General features: G+C 71.9%; 17 protein-coding genes. 7 read left to right on the top strand and 10 right to left on the bottom strand.

Annotation, left to right across the window (positions count from 1 at the left end; all coding sequences use genetic code 11):
- Positions 1-22 precede the first annotated feature (22 nt).
- From ABZ801_RS19465 to ABZ801_RS19450, 4 genes are read left to right on the top strand one after another with little or no spacing between them, the layout of a single operon-like run.
- On the top strand, positions 23-169 hold the full coding sequence (locus ABZ801_RS19465) for a hypothetical protein (protein WP_360699398.1): 147 nt from the start codon (positions 23-25) through the stop codon (positions 167-169).
- Complete coding sequence (locus ABZ801_RS19460; protein ID WP_360699396.1) at positions 169-1,131, top strand: MvdC/MvdD family ATP grasp protein; 963 nt, start codon at positions 169-171, stop codon at positions 1,129-1,131. The genes ABZ801_RS19465 and ABZ801_RS19460 overlap by 1 nt, the downstream gene beginning before the upstream one ends.
- Positions 1,128-2,264, top strand: a complete 1,137-nt coding sequence (locus tag ABZ801_RS19455; RefSeq protein WP_360699394.1) for a methyltransferase domain-containing protein — start codon at positions 1,128-1,130, stop codon at positions 2,262-2,264. The genes ABZ801_RS19460 and ABZ801_RS19455 overlap by 4 nt, the downstream gene beginning before the upstream one ends.
- Before the next feature lie 45 nt (positions 2,265-2,309).
- Complete coding sequence (locus ABZ801_RS19450; protein ID WP_360699392.1) at positions 2,310-3,146, top strand: methyltransferase domain-containing protein; 837 nt, start codon at positions 2,310-2,312, stop codon at positions 3,144-3,146.
- A gap of 180 nt (positions 3,147-3,326) precedes the next feature.
- Here the strand turns inward: ABZ801_RS19450 and ABZ801_RS19445 are convergent, their stop codons facing one another.
- Positions 3,327-4,073, bottom strand: coding sequence for a hypothetical protein (locus tag ABZ801_RS19445; RefSeq protein WP_360699390.1), 747 nt, complete (start codon positions 4,071-4,073; stop codon positions 3,327-3,329).
- A gap of 1,074 nt (positions 4,074-5,147) precedes the next feature.
- On the opposite strand from ABZ801_RS19445, the gene ABZ801_RS19440 reads away from it, so the two are divergent.
- A complete protein-coding gene (locus ABZ801_RS19440) occupies positions 5,148-6,101 on the top strand; it encodes a hypothetical protein (RefSeq protein ID WP_360699388.1) in 954 nt (317 codons plus the stop codon).
- 278 nt (positions 6,102-6,379) lie between these two features.
- On the opposite strand, the gene ABZ801_RS19435 is transcribed toward ABZ801_RS19440, so the two are convergent.
- The 3 genes from ABZ801_RS19435 to ABZ801_RS19425 form a co-directional block, all read right to left on the bottom strand.
- A complete protein-coding gene (locus ABZ801_RS19435) occupies positions 6,380-7,660 on the bottom strand; it encodes a cellulose binding domain-containing protein (RefSeq protein WP_360699386.1) in 1,281 nt (426 codons plus the stop codon).
- A gap of 130 nt (positions 7,661-7,790) precedes the next feature.
- Positions 7,791-9,122, bottom strand: a complete 1,332-nt coding sequence (locus ABZ801_RS19430; RefSeq protein WP_360699383.1) for a glycoside hydrolase family 43 protein — start codon at positions 9,120-9,122, stop codon at positions 7,791-7,793.
- 507 nt (positions 9,123-9,629) lie between these two features.
- Positions 9,630-10,175: an XRE family transcriptional regulator gene (locus tag ABZ801_RS19425; RefSeq protein WP_360699381.1), complete on the bottom strand. Its 546-nt coding sequence runs from the start codon at positions 10,173-10,175 to the stop codon at positions 9,630-9,632.
- 47 nt (positions 10,176-10,222) lie between these two features.
- On the opposite strand from ABZ801_RS19425, the gene ABZ801_RS19420 reads away from it, so the two are divergent.
- Positions 10,223-11,389: a pyridoxal phosphate-dependent aminotransferase gene (locus ABZ801_RS19420; RefSeq protein ID WP_360699379.1), complete on the top strand. Its 1,167-nt coding sequence runs from the start codon at positions 10,223-10,225 to the stop codon at positions 11,387-11,389.
- A 122-nt stretch (positions 11,390-11,511) separates the two neighbouring features.
- Here ABZ801_RS19420 and ABZ801_RS19415 read toward each other — a convergent pair whose 3' ends face one another.
- Positions 11,512-12,234, bottom strand: a complete 723-nt coding sequence (locus ABZ801_RS19415; RefSeq protein WP_360699377.1) for a FadR/GntR family transcriptional regulator — start codon at positions 12,232-12,234, stop codon at positions 11,512-11,514.
- 219 nt (positions 12,235-12,453) lie between these two features.
- On the opposite strand from ABZ801_RS19415, the gene ABZ801_RS19410 reads away from it, so the two are divergent.
- Positions 12,454-12,870, top strand: coding sequence for a DUF6234 family protein (locus tag ABZ801_RS19410; protein ID WP_360699375.1), 417 nt, complete (start codon positions 12,454-12,456; stop codon positions 12,868-12,870).
- Between the two features lie 3 nt (positions 12,871-12,873).
- Here the strand turns inward: ABZ801_RS19410 and ABZ801_RS19405 are convergent, their stop codons facing one another.
- Genes ABZ801_RS19405 through ABZ801_RS19385 form a run of 5 tightly spaced genes read right to left on the bottom strand, consistent with a single transcriptional unit; the run spans position 12,874 to position 17,048 of the window.
- Entirely contained in the window at positions 12,874-13,497 is a 624-nt protein-coding gene (locus ABZ801_RS19405) for a response regulator transcription factor (RefSeq protein WP_360699539.1), read from the bottom strand.
- An 8-nt stretch (positions 13,498-13,505) separates the two neighbouring features.
- Positions 13,506-14,723 (bottom strand): sensor histidine kinase, encoded by a 1,218-nt coding sequence (locus tag ABZ801_RS19400; RefSeq protein WP_360699373.1) that lies wholly within the window; start codon positions 14,721-14,723, stop codon positions 13,506-13,508.
- On the bottom strand, positions 14,681-15,478 hold the full coding sequence (locus ABZ801_RS19395) for an ABC transporter permease (RefSeq protein WP_360699371.1): 798 nt from the start codon (positions 15,476-15,478) through the stop codon (positions 14,681-14,683). Before ABZ801_RS19395 ends, ABZ801_RS19400 begins: the two co-directional genes overlap by 43 nt.
- Positions 15,475-16,320, bottom strand: a complete 846-nt coding sequence (locus ABZ801_RS19390) for an ABC transporter ATP-binding protein (protein WP_360699369.1) — start codon at positions 16,318-16,320, stop codon at positions 15,475-15,477. Before ABZ801_RS19390 ends, ABZ801_RS19395 begins: the two co-directional genes overlap by 4 nt.
- Before the next feature lie 47 nt (positions 16,321-16,367).
- Positions 16,368-17,048 carry an SDR family NAD(P)-dependent oxidoreductase gene (locus ABZ801_RS19385; protein ID WP_360699367.1) on the bottom strand — a complete coding sequence of 227 codons (681 nt, stop codon included), beginning with the start codon at positions 17,046-17,048 and terminating at the stop codon, positions 16,368-16,370.
- Between the last annotated feature and the right edge of the window lie 61 nt (positions 17,049-17,109).

Here is a 17,109-nt window from a genome sequence, read left to right as displayed (position 1 = left end):
GGGGCCGGGGCGTCCGTGGGGAATGGATCGGGCGGTACGTCCCGCCCCGGTCCGGGGTGCGGGCAAGCATGAGAAGCCCACGAGCACCCGCAAGGAGAAGGTGCCCACCGAGTACACGGACGACAGCAAGACCAAGAAGGACGACTACACGCAGACGGTGACCGACTGATGGTCGCCGACACCGTACTGCTGACCGCTGAGCGGGACGACGGTGAGGCGCTCTATGTCTCGGACGCCCTCGCGAGGCGCGGTGTACGGGTCGTGTGGTTCGACACGGGGTGGTTTCCGGCGCGGGCCGACGTCAGCGCCCGGCTGGGACGCGACGGCTGGCACGCGGAGATCACCACTCCGGAGGGGGCCGTCCGGCTGGACGAGGTCATGGCGGTGTACTACCGGCAGCCTCGGCCGTTCCGCTTCCCCGCCGGTCTGAGCGAGCCGGAGCGCCGCTTCGCGACCGTCGAGGCCCGCTTCGGCTTCGGCGGGTTGTTCATGTCGCTGCCGGTTCGCTGGGTTTCGCACCCGGGGCGGCTGGCCGACGCCGAGTACCGGCCGCTGCAAATGGCGACCGCCGCACGGTGCGGATTCGCCGTCCCCGCGAGCGTCCTGACGAACCGTCCCGGAGATGCCCGCGAATTCGTGGGCTCCCGTCACGGGGCCGTGTACAAGGCGACCATGCACAAGCTGATCAGCGAAGCCGGTCAGGTGAAGCTGATCTACACGACGCCGGTGGACGTCGCCGCGATCGACGACCGGGTGGCCACGACGTTGCATCTGTTCCAGGCCAACGTGCCCAAGAGCCATGATGTCCGCGTGGTGGCGACCGGAGCCGGTCACGTCCAGGCCATCGCGATACGGTCCGACGACCCGGCCGCCCGGCAGGACTTCCGAACCGGGTACGGCACCTTGACGTACCACATCACCGGTGTTCCCGGCGGCGTGGCGCGTTCCTGCCATGCCTACCTGAAAGCGCTCGGCCTGCAGTTGGGCGTGTTCGACTTCGCGGTGACCGATGACGGGACGTGGTGGTTCCTCGAATGCGGTCCCGGCTCGCAATGGGCCTGGTTACAGGAGGAGACAGGGGCGCCCATCGCCGACGCCATAGCCGACACCCTGACGGGAGTATCCGCATGACCGGCCTCTCCGACGACTGGAGAACTCACGCGGCGGCACTGGCCGATCGGCTGGCCGAGCAGGGAGTCATCACCGATCCGGCATGGCGGCGGGTGGTCGCGGCCGTCCCCCGGCACGTCTTCGTGCCCGAGTTCTACAGCGACGACGACCCGCCCGAGCTCATCACCGCCCGCGACCCCCGGTGGCTGGGCCTGGCGTACTCCGACGACACCCTTGTGACGCAGCGCCGGGAACACCCCGACCAACCCGGCTTCGCGTGGTCCACCAGCTCCAGCACCCGCCCGAGTTTCATGCTCCGGCTGCTGCACCTCCTCGACGTCCGGGAGGGAATGAACGTCCTGGAGATCGGGACCGGCACCGGGTACACCGCCGCGTTGCTGTCCGAACGGCTCGGCGCGCGGCGCGTCAGCACGGTGGACATCGACCCCGAGCTGACCGACGCCGCGCGGCTCCGGCTGGCCGACGCCGGGTACCGTCCCAGCGTCGCCGCGAACGACGGGCTCCTGGGGTACCCCGCCGGTGCCCCGTATGACCGCGTTCTCGCGACCGTGGCGACCGAACGCGTGCCGTACGCGTGGTTGGAGCAGACCCGGCCCGGCGGGATCATCCTGGCCGACGTCCGGCCGCGTGGCATGACCTGGGCCGGGGCGCTCGCACGGCTCACCGTGGCCGACGACGGCACCGCAGGCGGCCCCCTGATATCGACCACCTGGGGGTTCATGTCGACCCGCCGCGACGTCGAACGGCCGGGCATCCCCGAAGTCGTCCCCATCGACGCGACCACCGTGCACACCCGGACGAGTGAGATCGGCAGCGGAGCACTGCACACCCCGGGCCTGTCGCTGCTGGTCTGGCAGCGTCTTCCCGGCGTCAACGCGTTCCCGGGCCGCGACGGAACCGAGATCGTCACGCCGGACGGGTCATGGGCCAAGGTCACCAAGGCCATCCCCGCCAAGGTCGAGTACGGCGGTCCGGCCGACATCTGGGACCGGGTTGAGGGGGCCCACGCGTGGTGGATCGGCCACGGCAATCCTGACGTGGCGGCCTTCGGGCTGACCATCGGCCCCGGCGAGCAACGACTCTGGTTCCGGTCACCGGACGGAGAGAGCTGGTCCGCCCCCGACCATGGATGAGCTGCTGGTCGTGCCGTGCGTTCTGTGCGATGGGACGGGGAAGCGGTGAAGGCCCGCGATGCCGTCGCGGCCGTCCCCAGGGAGCCGTTCATTCCTGATCGGGTCTTCGTGCGTGATGAGGTGGGGTGGCTTGTGCCGGTGCACCGGTGTGATGACCCGGAGCGGTGGCGGGAGCTGGTGACGGCGGACGCCCCGGTCGTGACCCGGGTGGGGCCTGATCCTGCGCTGCCGGCCGAGGTGTGCGATCCGGCGACGGGCAAGGGGATGACGTCCACGAGTTCGAGCAGTGCTCCTTTCGCCATGGCGCGTGTCATCGAGGCCATGGAGGTGGAGCTCGGAATGCGGGTCCTGGAGATCGGTACCGGCACCGGCTACAACGCCGCGGTTCTCGCTCGCCTCGTGGGGGCCGGGAACGTCGTCAGTGTGGAGATAGACCCGGCGGTGGCGTCGCAGGCCGGGGAGGCTCTGAGGTCTGTCGGGTCGCCGGTGAGGGTGGTCGTCGGGGATGGGGAGGAGGGGTTTCCGCCGGGGGCGCCGTATGACCGGATCGTCGTCACGGCGTCCGTTCACACGGTGCCCCATGCGTGGGTTCGGCAGACGCGGCCGGGTGGGTTGATCGTCGTGCCTCTGGCGCCGGTGGTTCATCCCGACTGGCCTCTTGCGGTGCTTCGGGTTCGTGGTGATGGGACGGCGCGGGGGCGTTGTGTCGGGCCGTCCCCTTTCATGCCCCTACGTGCCCAGCAGGTGAGCGCCCGGAGCGTCCAGGAGGCCGAGGAGCGGTGGGAGGCCGCCGGTAGGCCGGAGCCGGCCCGGTACGGCCTCACCGTGACCCCCGAGGGGCAGCGCGTCTGGCTGGACTCGCCCGCGAACACGATCACCTGATGTTCGAACGCGGTGCTGGCCGACGACGGTCCTGATGTCACCGAGCAACTCCCCACCGCACGCCCGCCGGGGGACCAAGCCGGGGGCCGGACGCACGAGGGGAGCGGCAGGGGTGCTCGCCGGTGGCCCGGTACCGGCACGGGGTCGCGCCCCGCACTCCCGTGCGGGAGTGCGGGGCGGTCAGTTGAGCCGGTCGCGGCCGTGTGCACGGGGGTGGCCCGGGGGCTCGCCGTGGTGCGGAAGGGGAGTGGTGTCGGGTGACCAGGTGAGGCGCGGCCAGGCGGGGGCGAGGTCGGGCATCCACATCCAGGCGCGGGCACGGGTCTCCTTGACCGCCACGTCGATCTGGAGGAACGCGGCCGGGTCGATCAGGCCGGGGCCGCCGCAGACGATCTCCTGGTAGAGGTCGTCACTGGTGATCAGTCCCAGGTCCGCGTGGTGGTCGTCCAGAATGGTCTTGAACGCGGGGGCGTCCAGCAGCCGGTGCAGGTGGACCAGCGCCCGGCCGCCGGCGCCGTGCCGGTCGAGGTGGACGTAACCGGCGTTGACCGCCAGCCGCAGCCGCAGCCGGGCCGCCCGGGCCGACATCTGGTTGTGGTGGCGCAGCGCGGCGTGCAGGTGGGCGGGCAGGTGGCACAGCAGGGCCTCGATGCCCGCGTCCGGCGGGGCGATCACCAGGATGCCGTCGCCGCGGTCCTCGTGGTCGCACAGGTGCAGGGGCAGCCCGACGGAGGCGAAGGCTGTTTCGGTGACGTGGTACAGCGCGGCGCGCAGGTGCGGGTGCAGGGCCGGGACGCGGCGGCCGAACCCGATGACGTCGACGGCGACGACGGCCCGGTGCAGCATGCCGGGCACCACGGGCGGCCGCACACCGGGCAGTTGCGCCGCCGTGGGGCGGCAGTGGGAGGCCGGGATGTCGAAGGACATGGTGAGCGCCTTTCACGGGGCTTGTCGGTGAGATGGTCATCGGCCCAGAAGTCGATGAGCTGGGCCGCGGTCAATCCGTGCGCGAGCGGGCCGGGGCCGTTCAGGCGGCGGCCGGTGACGAGCATCCACCGGACGGTCAACGCGGTGGCAATGATCATTTCGTCGGGGTTCTGTGGGCCGACGGTGATTTCGCCGTCCGATATGCCGTGAACCGGCGGATCGCCGGCAGGGGATGCGGTGCCGCGGGGGTGCGGGTCGCGCCTCACTCCGCGGCGGCGGGTACGAATCGGTGGTTCATGCCCGGAATGCTCGCGCGGCTCTCCGCCGCCCGGCGGGAGTCCGATCAAACACGTGTGCGTCGGCAGCGTCGCCGAACGCGCGGCGACGCCGTTGATCGTTTTCGTCCGTGCGGAGGGCGCCGGGGCGTCGGTGCGGCGCCGCGGTGGAGGCCGGGCGAAGGGCCGGTCGCGAACGTTCGGTGCCGTTCACCAGTGGCGACACGAAGAGGAAAGAGCCGGTGCCCCGCCCGGCCGGGCCGAGATCGGCGGACCCGCCGGGCTCCTGCCGCCAACAGGAGATGTGGTCCCGGTGGGTCCGCCGTGCCAGGTCGGCCACCCGGTCCAGGCAGCCGTCCTCGAAGAAAAACGCCGCGAATGTGTCACATGACGCGGCGCCTGCTCTCCGATTATGACTCCGATCGCGCGGGCCCGCCGGGTCTGGACAACATTGGACGCCCTCGGCGGGGGGTGAACGGTGGCCATTGGGTCACATCGCCGCCCGGGCGAACCAGGCCGGATACCGTTCGGTGTTCTGTTTCGGACAGAGCGCGAGGAGTCCGGTCAAAGACTCCGCACGGCAGGGATCACATGAGTCATCATTCAGGGTAAAGGCACCCGATGGCCGCCAATCGTCGGGTGCCGATGCCGTTGTCCAGGTATTCACCCGGTCCACCAAGCAGTCGACCCCGTTGAGAAAGACGAAGGCAATGGACAGTGACGTCCCCTCTGCCTGCCTGCATGCGCTGACGCCGGTCGCGCTCGTCCCGCCCGCCGCCGTCCCCGGGCGGGAGCGGCCATGAACTGGATCCGACCCCGTCTGGGCCGCGTGGTCCGCAGGGGCCGCGGCACCGTCGACAAGGCCGAGTTGATCCAGCGCCTCGAACTGGCCTATCCCGGCGAGGCCCAGGCCGTCGACCGGCTCAAATGGATCCTCCTGGCGGCGCTGCTGCCGGTGCGGGACCATGGCACCGTGCTGGAGCACGCGCGCCGCCGCGGCATCAGCCGTCACCGCGCCGAGCAGCTTCTGCGCGGTGACGTCGCGTTCGGCTTCCGCTGGGAGACGGTGGAGAAGCTGCTGGCCGACTGCGGCGCCGACCCCGTGCACATCGAGGTCGCCCGTGAGCTGTTCGCGCAGTTCCCGCGCGGGGACCACGCGTCCTACGCGGGCGCCGCGCCCCGGCGGCCGCCGCGACCCGCCGGCCTCCCCGCCCGGAGCGACACAGGAGCCGGCGTGGACGTGGACACCGCCTGCGAGACCGGCGTGGCCGAAGCCGACTCGACCGCGACCGGCGGCGGGCGGCCCGACGTCACCGCCGCCCTGTCCGCCTCCCGCACGCCCACCGTCGCCGACGCCGACCGCGCCGTCCGGCAGCCGACGGGCCCGAGCGCCGCCGACGATGACGAAGCCCGGTCGGGGACCAGGCCGGCGGACGGCGCCGCGCTGGTGCGTGAGCCGGACCCCGCGACGGCCACGACCGCGCGGGAACTGCTGGACCTGGCGGACACCTACCGCGTCTGGAAGGGCGAGCCCAGCTACCGCCAGATGTCGGAACGAGCCCGCAACCAGTACGTCGCCTCCACCTTCAACACGTTGACCAAGCGGGAGACCCTGCCCAAGGTCGAGGTTCTGCTGGCCTACCTGGAAGGGTGCGGCGCGGGCGAGGCCGAGCGGGAGCGCTGGCGCCAGGCGTGGTTCCGCATCAAGGTCGCCGAACGCGGCGGCACCGACACACCGCCCCAGCCCCCGTGACCGGGAGCCGCGCCGTTCGGGTCTCCACGGCCGCGCGGCGGAGTGCCTCCAAGCGCTCGGAAGCCGTCTCGTCCGCTGCCGTCATGACCTGCATCGCAGCCGCCGGTGACGGTGTCGGCCGCCATGGTCCGATGACCGAGTGATCGCCGATGACGCTCGCGGCGACGATCCGGGACGGTCGGGGCGCCGTTGGTCGTGCGGCCCGGCGGAAGGAGCCGCGCGTGCCGACCAGGTCGTCCCGAGCGCCCCGGATCGCGTTGAGCGTCGCGGTCACCGCGTCAGGCGGTGGTGCAGGTACTGCCGTTGAGGGTGAAGGAGGCCGGTTTGGCGGTGTTGCCGGTGTGGGTGGCCTGGAAGCCGATGCTGACCGATGCGCCGGGGGCGATGGCGGCGTTGTAGGAGACGTTCCTCGCGGTGATCTGCCCCGTGGCGGGGGAGTATTCGGCGTTCCAGCCGGAGGTGATGGTCTGGCCGCTGGGCAGGGTGAACACCAGGGACCAGCCGTTGATCGCGGAGGTGCCGGTGTTGGTGACGGTGATCTCGGAGGTCAGGCCGCTGTTCCACGCGTTGACGGTGGTGCCGACCCGGCAGGCCGCGTCCCCGGTCGGCGGCGGATCGGTCGGCGGGTTGCCGCTCTCGAACTGCGTGAAGAAGTTCCAGGTCTCACCCGGGAGCCACGTTCTGGAGCCGCTGTCACCGCGGGCGCCGTCCTGCGGGGCGGCGATGTGACCCTCGTCGAACGCGATCCAGCGGACGGGGTGGCCGGACCGGCACCCCGAGTAGGTGGTGCCGATGTGCCTCAGGCTGCCCTGGGCCGGCTCGGGCGGGTTCTGGGCGGTGCAGCCGTTGTTCCGGACGAACCTGTCGCGCAGCGAGCGTCCGCCGGAGATGTTCAGCACCGAGTCGCTGATGCCGTGGACGCCGAGGTAGGCGATGGGCTGGGTGCCGCCGCTGCACCCGCTGAGCTGTCCACCCGAGTAGACCGCGACGGCGCGGAAGACGTCCGCGCGGGCACAGGCGAGCGCGTAGCTCATGGCGCCGCCGTAGCTGAAGCCCATGGCGAAGCGCTGTGTCGTGTCGACGCACAGGTCCGCCTCGATCTGCCTGATCATGTCGTCGACGAAGGTGACGTCTTCGCCGCCGGAATTGGCCCAGCCGTTGTTGAAGCCCTGAGGCGCGACGAAGATGGCGCTGTTGTTCGCCAGTCTCTGGAGTCCGTAGTAGGCCCACACGTCTCTCTGCACGGTCTGTCCCGTGGCGACGTCGGTGGCGGTCCCGCCCAGCCAGTGGAACCCGAAGATCAGCCGGTAGGGATGGCTCCGGTCGTAGTTGTCAGGGATTCTCAGGATGTAGCTGCGGTTCTTGCCGCTGCTCTGGATCGAACGCGTGCCGCTGGTCAATGTCGGCGCCTTGCCGCATCCGGCGCTCGTCGCGGCGGCGCGAACATCCCCGGGCGCCGTGGCGGCATCGGGGCCGGTGCCGCTCTGTGCCGTGCCGCCCATGGTCAGGACGAGAACCGCCGCGACCACGATCGGCACAAGGAACGATCTGTGCCTCATGTACTCCTCTTTCGTCGGGGTGGAAGCGCCGTCCGACCGGCGTGCACCTGCCGGTCGGCGGACGCCGCTCGAAAAGAAGTCCGCCGGTCGATTCCGCGCCGGCCGGGCGGCGCCGCAAACGGTGGCGGGATCACTCGTCCGCGGCGCCGGGCGAGCCGTTGCGCCCGCCGGTGGCGTTGAACTGCCACCAGTTCACGTTGAACAGGTAGCCGCTTGCGCCGGTGAACCTGAGATACAGGTCGTGGGTTCCCGTCGCGCCGTTCACCGGGCAGGAGACGGTCGTCCACGTCTGCCAGCCGCCGGTACCCGGGACATTGCACGTTCCCACGAGTGTGCCGGTGGGACCGCCCAGGCGAAGTTCGATCCTGCCGCCACCGGCCGCCGAGGCCACCCTCGCGGTGAAGGACGCCGCACCGGCGCCGAAGGCGACGCCCTTGACCTTGACGTAGTCGCCGTTCTCGATCCAGCCGACGTTCATTCCGCCTTCGCCGGAGGTCTCCGTTTCGACGCCGGACGCCCAGGCGATCGTTTCGGCCTCCTGGCGGACGTAGGGATTCAGCGTTCCCACCTGGGGCGCCCCGGCCGTGGTCATGTTGATCGTCGGAAAGGTGCCGTTGGCGTTGTAAGCGAACTTCTCCACGGCGACCGACCGGGTGAAGCCGCCGCCACCCGGCAACGCGCCATTGTGGTAGAAGAAGTACGAGCCCCCGTTGAAATCTATGACGCCGGGGTGGTTGGTGAAGCTGCCGCCCTGCGTGGGCATGATCGTGCCGCGGTAGGTCCAGGGCCCGGTGGGGCCCGGAGCCGTCGAGTAGGCGATGAATTCGGAGCAGCAGGCGGCCGCGAACACCATGTAGTAAAGACCGTTGCGCTTGTAGACCCAGGGACCCTCTTCATACAGGGTCGGACGGCTCGGATTCCCGGTGCGGGTGCCGAACCCCGCGGTGGTGAGGGGAATCTGGGTCGGCGCGCCCGAATACGAGATCATGTCGGGGTTCAGCCTGACGTACCACAGGTTTGGATTGCCCCAGTACATGTAGGCCTGCCCGTCGTCGTCGATGAAGACGGTGGGGTCGATCTCACCGTTCTCCACCAGCGGGCGCCCGAGAGCGTCCCGGAAGGGCCCGGTGGGGCTGTCCCCGACCGCCACGCCGATGGCCATCCGTCCGGTCGCCCGGTTCTTCACGGGGACGTACCAGTAGAACCTGCCGTTCCTGAAGACGGCCTGACCCGCCCACGCGTCCGCGCTCGCCCAGCCGAAGGTGGACAGGCTGAGCGGGGAGCCGTGATCGGTCCAGTTCACCATGTCCGAGGACGACCACACCCGCCACTCTTTCATGGTGAAATACGTGGAGCCGTCTTCGTCGTGCCCCGTGTAGAGGTAGACGCGGCCATTGTGCACCAGCGGAGCCGGATCGGCGGTATAGATGGTCTGGATGATGGGATTGTCCGCCCTGGCCACGCCTGGAGACATTGTCGCCGCGGCGCAGAGCAGGGCCACGATCCACGCGGACCTTCGTCTGGATGCGATGCCGGCCGGACGCGGGAATGTGAATGTCACGACGCTCCCCTGCCTATTCGTCTCCGGTGTGCGTGCCTCGTGTTAGCGCTAACATTTTCGTCGTGACCGCTGCGGCGGCCAGGTTCACGGATACACCACGCAGGAGGCCGAGGAGTCGCCATCCCGCGTCAGAATCTCTCTCGACAATCTGGTCGGACCGTACTTAACGCGGCATCGGGCGTCAATGGTCCTCCGTGTCGCCTTCCGAGAGGTCTCCGCTCACCTGCGGATTCCGGCGCGGCCCCGGCAGCCGGCCGTGAAAGAACCATGAACGCGGGCGTGCCGGGCGGCACCCGTCCGGGCGACCGCCAGGCGAGGCGGACGTCGGCCGGATCCAGGCGGCGGTGCAGGGACGCGACGCGGTCATCACGGCGATCGGCCCGCCCGACATGCGCGTCCCGGCCGCGGTCAGTTGTCCGGGTGGACCATGAGGAGGACGGCGCGGTTTTGCTTGGCCCGGCCCCGGTAGAGGTGGGGGCGGGCGGCGTCGAAGCGGATGGAGTCGCCTTCCGCCAGGTCCGTGGGGGAGTCGGCGGGGCCCGTGGTGACGCGTCCGCGGGTGAGCACGAGGCATTCCTCCACGCCGGACAGGTGCGCGTCGGAGTGCTGGGTGCCCTCGGCGATGGCGATGTCGTAGACCTCCACGGTGCCGCGCAGCCTGATGCGGTGCAGAAGGCGGGCGCTGACCGCGTCGCCCTCCACGCGCGGCCGGCCGTCGCCGGCCCGCACCACCTCGACCGCCGCGGCCGGTTCCTCCAGCAGCTCGCCGAGGGACACCTGCAACGCCGTGGCCAGCGCCCACAGGGTGCTGAGCGTCGGGTTGCCCTGGCCCTGCTCGATGCCGTGCAGCGTGGTCTTGCTGATGCCGCCGGCGGACGCCAGGTCGGCCAGCGAGATTCCGGCCGCCGTGCGGAGGCGGTGCACGTTGCGTCCGACCACTTGCGGTAGATCCATGCGTATCAGCATAGTGGTATGCACGTACCAGCAAAGTGGAGGACGGCATGACGGTGACGCGGCTGCGCGACATTCCGGGCATCGGCGTGGACGCCGTGGGCGACGCGGCCGACGCCGTGGGCGACCCGGAGTTCCTGCGGCTGGAGAACCTCGACACCGACCTGCGGCCGCCCGCCGTCGCCCTCGCCGCCACGCGCGCCGCGATCGACGACGACGCGGCCAACAGCTACCTGCCGTTCCAGGGGCACCGCTCCCTTCGTGCGGCCGCCGCGGCGCATGTCGGACGCATCGCGGGACGCGCCTACGACCCCGAGACCGAGTGCGTCAGCGTGGCCGGCGGGCTCAACGGCATCCTCAACACGCTGCTCGCGACCGTGGAACCCGGGCAGGAGGTCGTGCTGTGCGACCCCATCTACGCCGGGCTGGTCAACCGGGTGCGGCTCGCGGGCGGCGTCCCGCGCTTCGTGCCCGCGCAGGCCACCGCCGAAGGATGGACGGTCGACCCCGCGGAGCTGGCCGCCGCCGTCGGGCCCGGCACGGCGGCGGTCCTGATGATGGGGCCGGCGATGCCGACCGGCCTGGTGCTGGACGACCGCCACTGGTCCGCCCTCGCGGACGCGTGTGAACGCCACGACGCCTGGCTGGTCTACGACGCCGCCATGGAACGCATCCGCTTCGACGGCCGCCCGCCGAACCACCCGGCGGCCCATGACGGCCTGGCCCGGCGCACCATCACCGTCGGTTCGGCGTCCAAGGAGCTGCGGCTCATCGGCTGGCGCGTCGGCTGGGTGGTCGGCCCCGCCGACATCGTCGCCGACATCCGGCTGGTCGGCCTGACCAACGTGGTCTGCCAGGTCGGCCTGGCCCAGGACGCCGTGGCCGCCGCGCTGGACGCGCCCGACGCCGACGCCGACGTCGCCGCAGCCACGGCCGAGTGGCGGCGGCGCTGCGACACGGTGCTGCGAGAGCTCGCCGAGTACCCGGTCATCCGGCCGCACGGCGGATGGTCGCTGCTCGTCGACACCAGGCCCCTGCGAATGACCGCCGCCGAACTGTCCCGGCGCCTGTTCGACCGGGCGAAGGTCGCGGCCACCCCCATGGACGGCTGGGGCCCCAGCGGAACGCACTACCTGCGGCTCGTGTTCGCCAACGAACCCGTCGACCGCCTCACCGGCCTAGCCGAGCGCTTCCGCCACGCACTCGCCGCGGGGTGAGCCGGTACGCGCCAACGGCGTCTCCGCCGAAGGCGCCCCCGCCCGCGCCGCCGGGCCTCCCCAGTCAGGTCGCGGGCGGGATGTTGTAGTTGGCGGCGCGCCGATGCGCACGAGCCGCGTGCTCACTGCTCGGGGGTTCGTTCGCCGTGCCGGACGGCCGCCTGGCCGAGGGTGCGTCGCAGCCAGGTCTCGGTGGTGTTGACGTGCATCAACGCCGCCGCCTGGGCGAGGGTGGGGTCGCCGGCGGCCAGCGCGTCGTAGATGGCCTGGTGCTCGACGATCGCGCGCTGGAAGGCGTTCGCCTCCACCAGGCCGCGCCACACCCGCATGCGCAGCGTGCCGCCGGACACCCCGTCCAGCACGCTCGTGAGGGTCTCGTTGCCGGTGGCGGCGACGACCGCGCGGTGGAACGCCGCGTCGAACCGGGTGGCCTTCTCCACGTCGTCGTCGGCGGTGGCCTCGCGCATGGCGTCCAGGTGGTCGCGGAGGCCGGCGAGCGCCTCGGGGGAGATGCGGGTCGCGGCCAGGCCGGCGGCGGCGGGCTCCAGCAGCCGCCGCGTCTCCACCAGTTCCAGCAGCGAGTCGTCCCGCAGCAGCTCGACGGCCAGGCCGAGCCCCTCCAGCAGCAGTTTCGGCTCCAGGCTGGTGACGTAGGTGCCGTCGCCGCGCCGCACGTCCAGCACCCGCGCCACGACCAGCGCCTTGACCGCCTCGCGCAGCGGGTTGCGGGACACGCCGAGCTGGGCGGCCAGCTCCGGTTCGGACGGCAGCCGTGCCCCGGGCGGCAGCTCCCCCGACTGGATGAGCCGCCGGATGCGCGCGATGGCCTCGTCGGTCCGCGACATGGGCGCACCGTAACAGACGTCCCATGTCCCGGGAAGAATTTCGGTCCGCGCCCCCGTATCTAAAGCGATCTTTCGGAAAAAATGGACGAAACGCTTAGGCGGGCCGACACATACATCCCATGTCCCTGTGGGGGATCCTCTCATCGGAGGAGTGAGGGGAGTAGCGATCTAGGTATTCGTACTCAGGCGGCGGCCCGGCCGGACGGTGACACTGGGCCCATGACCTCCGCCACCGGCACGGGCCGCCGCACGGCGCTGACCTGGCTCACCGACGTCCTGTTCGCGGTGACCTTCCTCGCCGTGGAGGCGGCCGCCGTGTTCGTCATCTGGCTGCGCGAGGGCATGGCGGCCTGGGCCGCGTCCTACGACGACGGGCCGCCGCCGGGCCACGGTGGCGCGCTCGTCGCCCTCGGCGTCGTCACGGCCTTCGCCGTGCTGCTCGCCGTCCTGCTGGCCTGGAGGAGATGGCCGCTGTCCGCCGTCACCCAGGGGCTGGTCGCGGGCGCCCTCGCGCTGCTGATGGTGGGCATCGCCGCCTCGGAGCACCGCGACGACCGTCCCGCCCCCGCACCGACCCACGGCTCGTACCGGCCCTGCCTGAGCGGCGGCGACAGCCACGAATGCCCCGGGGGATAGGCGTCACTCGCCGGGACGGAGGATGCCGCGTTCCAGGGCGGTCGTCACGGCGGACGTGCGGTCGGAGACGCCGAGCTTGCCGAACGCGCGCAGCAGGTGCGTCTTGACCGTCGCCTCGCTGATGAACAGCTCCCGGCCGATCTCGGCGTTCGTCCGGCCGCGGGCGACCAGCCGCAGCACCTCGATCTCGCGCGGCGACAGCTCGACCGGCGAGCGCATCCGCGTCACCAGCTTGGCCGCCACCGAGGGGGCCAGCACGGTCTCGCCGCGCGCCGCCGCCCGCACCGCCTGCGCCAGGTCCTGCCGGGAGGCGTCCTTGAGCAGGTAGCCGGTGGCGCCCGCCTCCACGGCGCGCAGGATGTCGCGGTCGGTCTCGTAGGTGGTCAGCACCACCACCCGGGTCCGCGGCCGCTGGGCGAGCACCCGCGCCGTGGCCTCCACCCCGTCGGCGTTGGGCAGCCGCAGGTCCATCAGGACGACGTCGGGCTCGTGCCTGCGGACGGCCGCCACCGCCTCGGCCGCGTCGCCCGCCTCCGCCACCACCTCGATGCCGTCCTCGGCGGAGAGCATGCCCCGCAGCCCCTCCCGCACCACCGGGTGGTCGTCGACGAGCATCACGGTGATCACGTCCGCGTTCATGCCGGCACCTCCACGGTCAGGACCGTACCGGTACCGGGCGCGCTGCCCACCTCCAGCCGCCCCCCGACCTGCGTCACCCGCTCCCGCATGCCGCGCAGGCCGAAGCCGCGGGCCGCCCCGGTGGCGGCGTCCGGATCGAACCCCGCGCCGTCGTCCCGGACCTCCAGCACCGCCGCGTCGCAGCCGTAGGCCAGCCGTACCGACACGTGCGCGGCCCCCGCGTGCTTGCGGATGTTGGCCGTGGCCTCCTGCGCGGCCCGCAGCAGCACCACCTCGGCTCCCGCGGCCAGCGGCCGGGGCGGCCCCGACGTCGCGAACTCCACCGGGATGCCCATCTCCTCGCCGAACCGCTCCGCCAGCCGTCCCAGCGCCTCCTCCAGGGAGGACGACTCCAGCCCCGCCGGGGGCAGCGCGGCGACCAGCGCCCGCGCCTCGGCCAGGTTCTCCCGGGCGGTGCCGGCCGCGAGCGTGAGCTGCCGCCGCGCCTGCGCCGGGTCCCGGTCGAGCTGGGAGTCGGCGGCCTGCAGCAGCATCAGGATGCTGGTGAAGCCCTGCGCCAGGGTGTCGTGGATCTCGGCCGCCAGCCGTTCCCGCTCCGCCATCGCCCCCGCCCGGCGGTTGGCCTCGGCCAGCTCGGCCTGGGTCGCGCGCAGCTCGGCGATCAGGTCCCCGCGCTCGCGGCTCTGCCGGATGATCCGGTCGACCCAGAACCCGAAGAACGCCGAGAAGCCCATGGTCACCGCGGTCCACAGGACGAAGGACACGACCGCCCCGACCGTGGTGGACTCCAGCAGGAACCGCAGCGCCGGCGTGGCGTTGAGGGCCAGCACCGTCAGCATCGCGCCGCGCCAGCTCAGCACCATGAACGCCTGCGGGCACAGCGCGAACAGCACCAGGGAGCTCTCCGGGGCCGCGACCGACGCGGCCCCGGACAGCACGACCGCTCCCGCCAGGTAGGCCAGGGACGCCGGGTGCGGGGCCGCCCGGTCGACGGCGCGCCGCCCCAGCAGCAGGTACCACGGAGCCAGCGCGGCCAGCAGCACCGCCGCCACCCCGTCGTTCTTCCACGAGCCGCCCCCGGCCAGCACGTAGATGATCGTGGAGACCAGCACGAGTGCGAAGTACGCCTCCCAGCGCCCCACGCCCCACCGCCACGCGTCGGCTTCGCGGGTCACCGCTCGTGGCGCCGCTTCCAGCGGAACGTCGTCAGGCACAGCACCAACCCCCCAATGCACCAGGCCGCCAGCACCAGGGCGGTCCTGCCGTGCTCCCAGGAGCGGGCGGGCTCGGCGGCGAGCAGCGCGTCGGGCAGCAGCGCCGAACGCAGCCCCTGGCACATCCACTTGAGCGGGAACAGCGCGCCGATCCGCTGCACGCCGGAGGGCAGGTCCCCGAACACGAAGAACACCCCGGAGATGAACTGCAGCACAAGATAGGGCAGGTTGAGCACCGCGGCGGCGCTGCGTCCCGACCTCGGGACGCTGCTCACCGCGATCCCCAGCAGCGTGCACGCCGCCACCCCGAGCACGAACACCCAGGCGAACGTGAACCAGCGCTGCGGCGTCGCGGGCGGTTCCAGGCCGAGCAGCGCGCCGCCGACCGCGAACAGCACCGCCGTCTCGGCCACCGACAGCACCAGCGCCGAGACCGTCTTGCCGATGAAGTAGGACGCCCTCGGCATCGGCGTGCCGTACAGCCGCTTGAGGGTGCCGTCGTCGCGCTCGGTGGCGATGCTGATGCCCAGGCTGGTGAACGTCGTGGACATGATGCCGCTGGCGATGATCCCGGCGGCGAAGTACTGGCGGAAGTCCACGCCGGTGCCGCCCACCTCGCCCCTGAAGATCGTGCCGAAGATCAGCAGCAGGACGACCGGCAGGCCGAAGGAGAACACCACGGCCTCCCGCTCCCGCACGAACATCTTCAGCTCCATGGCGCCGCGCGCCAGCCCGAGCCTGAGGGCGAGGGTCACTTCGTCGCTCCGATCATGGACAGGTAGACGTCTTCCAGGGACGGCCGGGTGACGGTCAGCTCGGGCACCTCGCCGCCGAACCGGTGGCTCAGCTCCGCCACCACCTGTGTGGGGGAGTCGGTGTCGATGCGCCGCGGGCCCTCCGGCCCCCGCCAGCTCACCTGCGCGGAGGCCGTGGCGCGCCCGCCCAGCCGCCGGGGGCTGTCCACCGCGATGACCCGGCCCGCGGTGATGACGCCGACCCGGTCGGCCAGCGCCTCCGCCTCCTCCAGGTAGTGCGTGGTGAGCAGGATCGTCGTGCCGCCGCCGGCCAGACCCTGGATCAGCTCCCAGAACCGGCGGCGGGCGTCCGGGTCGAACCCGGTCGTCGGCTCGTCCAGGAACAGCAGCTCCGGGCCGCCGACGATGCCGAGCGCGACGTCGACCCTCCTGCGCTGCCCGCCGGACAGGCGCCCGACCCGTCGTCCCGCCTGCTGGGCCAGCCCCACCGCCTCGATCACCTCGTCCGGGTCGCGGGGCCGCGGATAGTAGGCGGCGAAGTGCCGCACCATCTCCCGCACGGTCAGCTGCGGATCCTCGGTGGAGGTCTGCGGGACGATCCCGATGCGGGCCCGCCAGCCCCGGTCCGCCCCCGCGGGATCGGCGCCGAGCACGGACACCTCGCCGGCCGTGCGCCGGCGGTGCCCTTCCAGGATCTCGACGGTGGTGCTCTTGCCCGCCCCGTTCGGGCCGAGCAGCGCGAACACCTCGCCGTGCCTGATGTCCAGGTCGACGCCGTTCACCGCGTCGACGTCCCCGTACCGCTTGCGCAACCCGCGCACCCGCACCGCTGTGTCTGCCATGCCTCAAGCGTCGACCCGCGGCGCCCGCCGCGGGATCGGCGCACCGGTCATCCCCGTGTCCACCGATCGGTGGACACGCCCCCGCGGCCGGCCGGCGGCGCGCCGGTGAAGACGTACTCGCGTTCCCATGCCCCCTGCGGCTGGGTGTGCAGCCGCCAGTAGTGCTCGGCGATGTCGTCCGGATCGAACGCCGTGCCGGGGGCCACGGGGCCGTCCACCGTGACCGTCGCCACGTGCACGCCGGACGGTCCGTACCGCATGTCCAGCAGCGTGACGAGCGCCCGCACACCCGCCTTGCCCAGGGAGAGGCTCACGTAGCGGGGATCGGGCTCCGGCATGCCGCCGGTGACGATGAACGACCCGCCGCCGCGACGCGCCATCTTCGGCGCGACGTGCGCGGCGGTGTTGAGCGCGCCCACCACGTTGACGGCCCACGCCTGCTGATGCTCACGCACCGACAGCTCCCCGGGCGCGTCCGCTCGGACGACCGCCGCGTTGTAGACGACGGCTCGCAGCGCTCCCAGCTCCCTCTCGGCCCGGTCGAGCACCGCTCGAAGCGCCGCCTCGTCCGTGACGTCGGCGGCCAACGCCACCATGCCCGCGTCGGCGACCTCCCGCAGCGTCCGCTCCGACCGGGCCACCACCGCCACGGGCAGTCCCTCCCGCGCGAACCGCCGTGCCACCGATCGTCCGATGCCGGGACCCGCCCCCAGAACCACAGCCGCCATGACCTTCCCTCCGTTCGCCTACGCTGGGGACGCTAAACGGTCACATCCATGTGAAGGTCAA

This window comes from Actinomadura sp. NPDC047616 (assembly GCF_040642915.1).
Taxonomy (GTDB): domain Bacteria; phylum Actinomycetota; class Actinomycetes; order Streptosporangiales; family Streptosporangiaceae; genus Spirillospora; species Spirillospora miaoliensis.
This window is presented reverse-complemented; position numbering and strand designations above follow the sequence as displayed.

Excerpts from the sequence above, each read along its gene's own strand:
- ABZ801_RS19465 (WP_360699398.1), top strand. The coding sequence starts at position 23 with ATGGATCGGGCGGTACGTCCCGCCCCGGTCCGGGGTGCGGGCAAGCAT.
- ABZ801_RS19460 (WP_360699396.1), top strand. The coding sequence starts at position 169 with ATGGTCGCCGACACCGTACTGCTGACCGCTGAGCGGGACGACGGTGAG.
- ABZ801_RS19455 (WP_360699394.1), top strand. The coding sequence starts at position 1,128 with ATGACCGGCCTCTCCGACGACTGGAGAACTCACGCGGCGGCACTGGCC.
- ABZ801_RS19445 (WP_360699390.1), bottom strand. The coding sequence starts at position 4,073 with ATGTCCTTCGACATCCCGGCCTCCCACTGCCGCCCCACGGCGGCGCAA.
- ABZ801_RS19440 (WP_360699388.1), top strand. The coding sequence starts at position 5,148 with ATGAACTGGATCCGACCCCGTCTGGGCCGCGTGGTCCGCAGGGGCCGC.
- ABZ801_RS19435 (WP_360699386.1), bottom strand. The coding sequence starts at position 7,660 with ATGAGGCACAGATCGTTCCTTGTGCCGATCGTGGTCGCGGCGGTTCTC.
- ABZ801_RS19425 (WP_360699381.1), bottom strand. The coding sequence starts at position 10,175 with ATGGATCTACCGCAAGTGGTCGGACGCAACGTGCACCGCCTCCGCACG.
- ABZ801_RS19420 (WP_360699379.1), top strand. The coding sequence starts at position 10,223 with ATGACGGTGACGCGGCTGCGCGACATTCCGGGCATCGGCGTGGACGCC.
- ABZ801_RS19415 (WP_360699377.1), bottom strand. The coding sequence starts at position 12,234 with ATGTCGCGGACCGACGAGGCCATCGCGCGCATCCGGCGGCTCATCCAG.
- ABZ801_RS19410 (WP_360699375.1), top strand. The coding sequence starts at position 12,454 with ATGACCTCCGCCACCGGCACGGGCCGCCGCACGGCGCTGACCTGGCTC.
- ABZ801_RS19390 (WP_360699369.1), bottom strand. The coding sequence starts at position 16,320 with ATGGCAGACACAGCGGTGCGGGTGCGCGGGTTGCGCAAGCGGTACGGG.
- ABZ801_RS19385 (WP_360699367.1), bottom strand. The coding sequence starts at position 17,048 with ATGGCGGCTGTGGTTCTGGGGGCGGGTCCCGGCATCGGACGATCGGTG.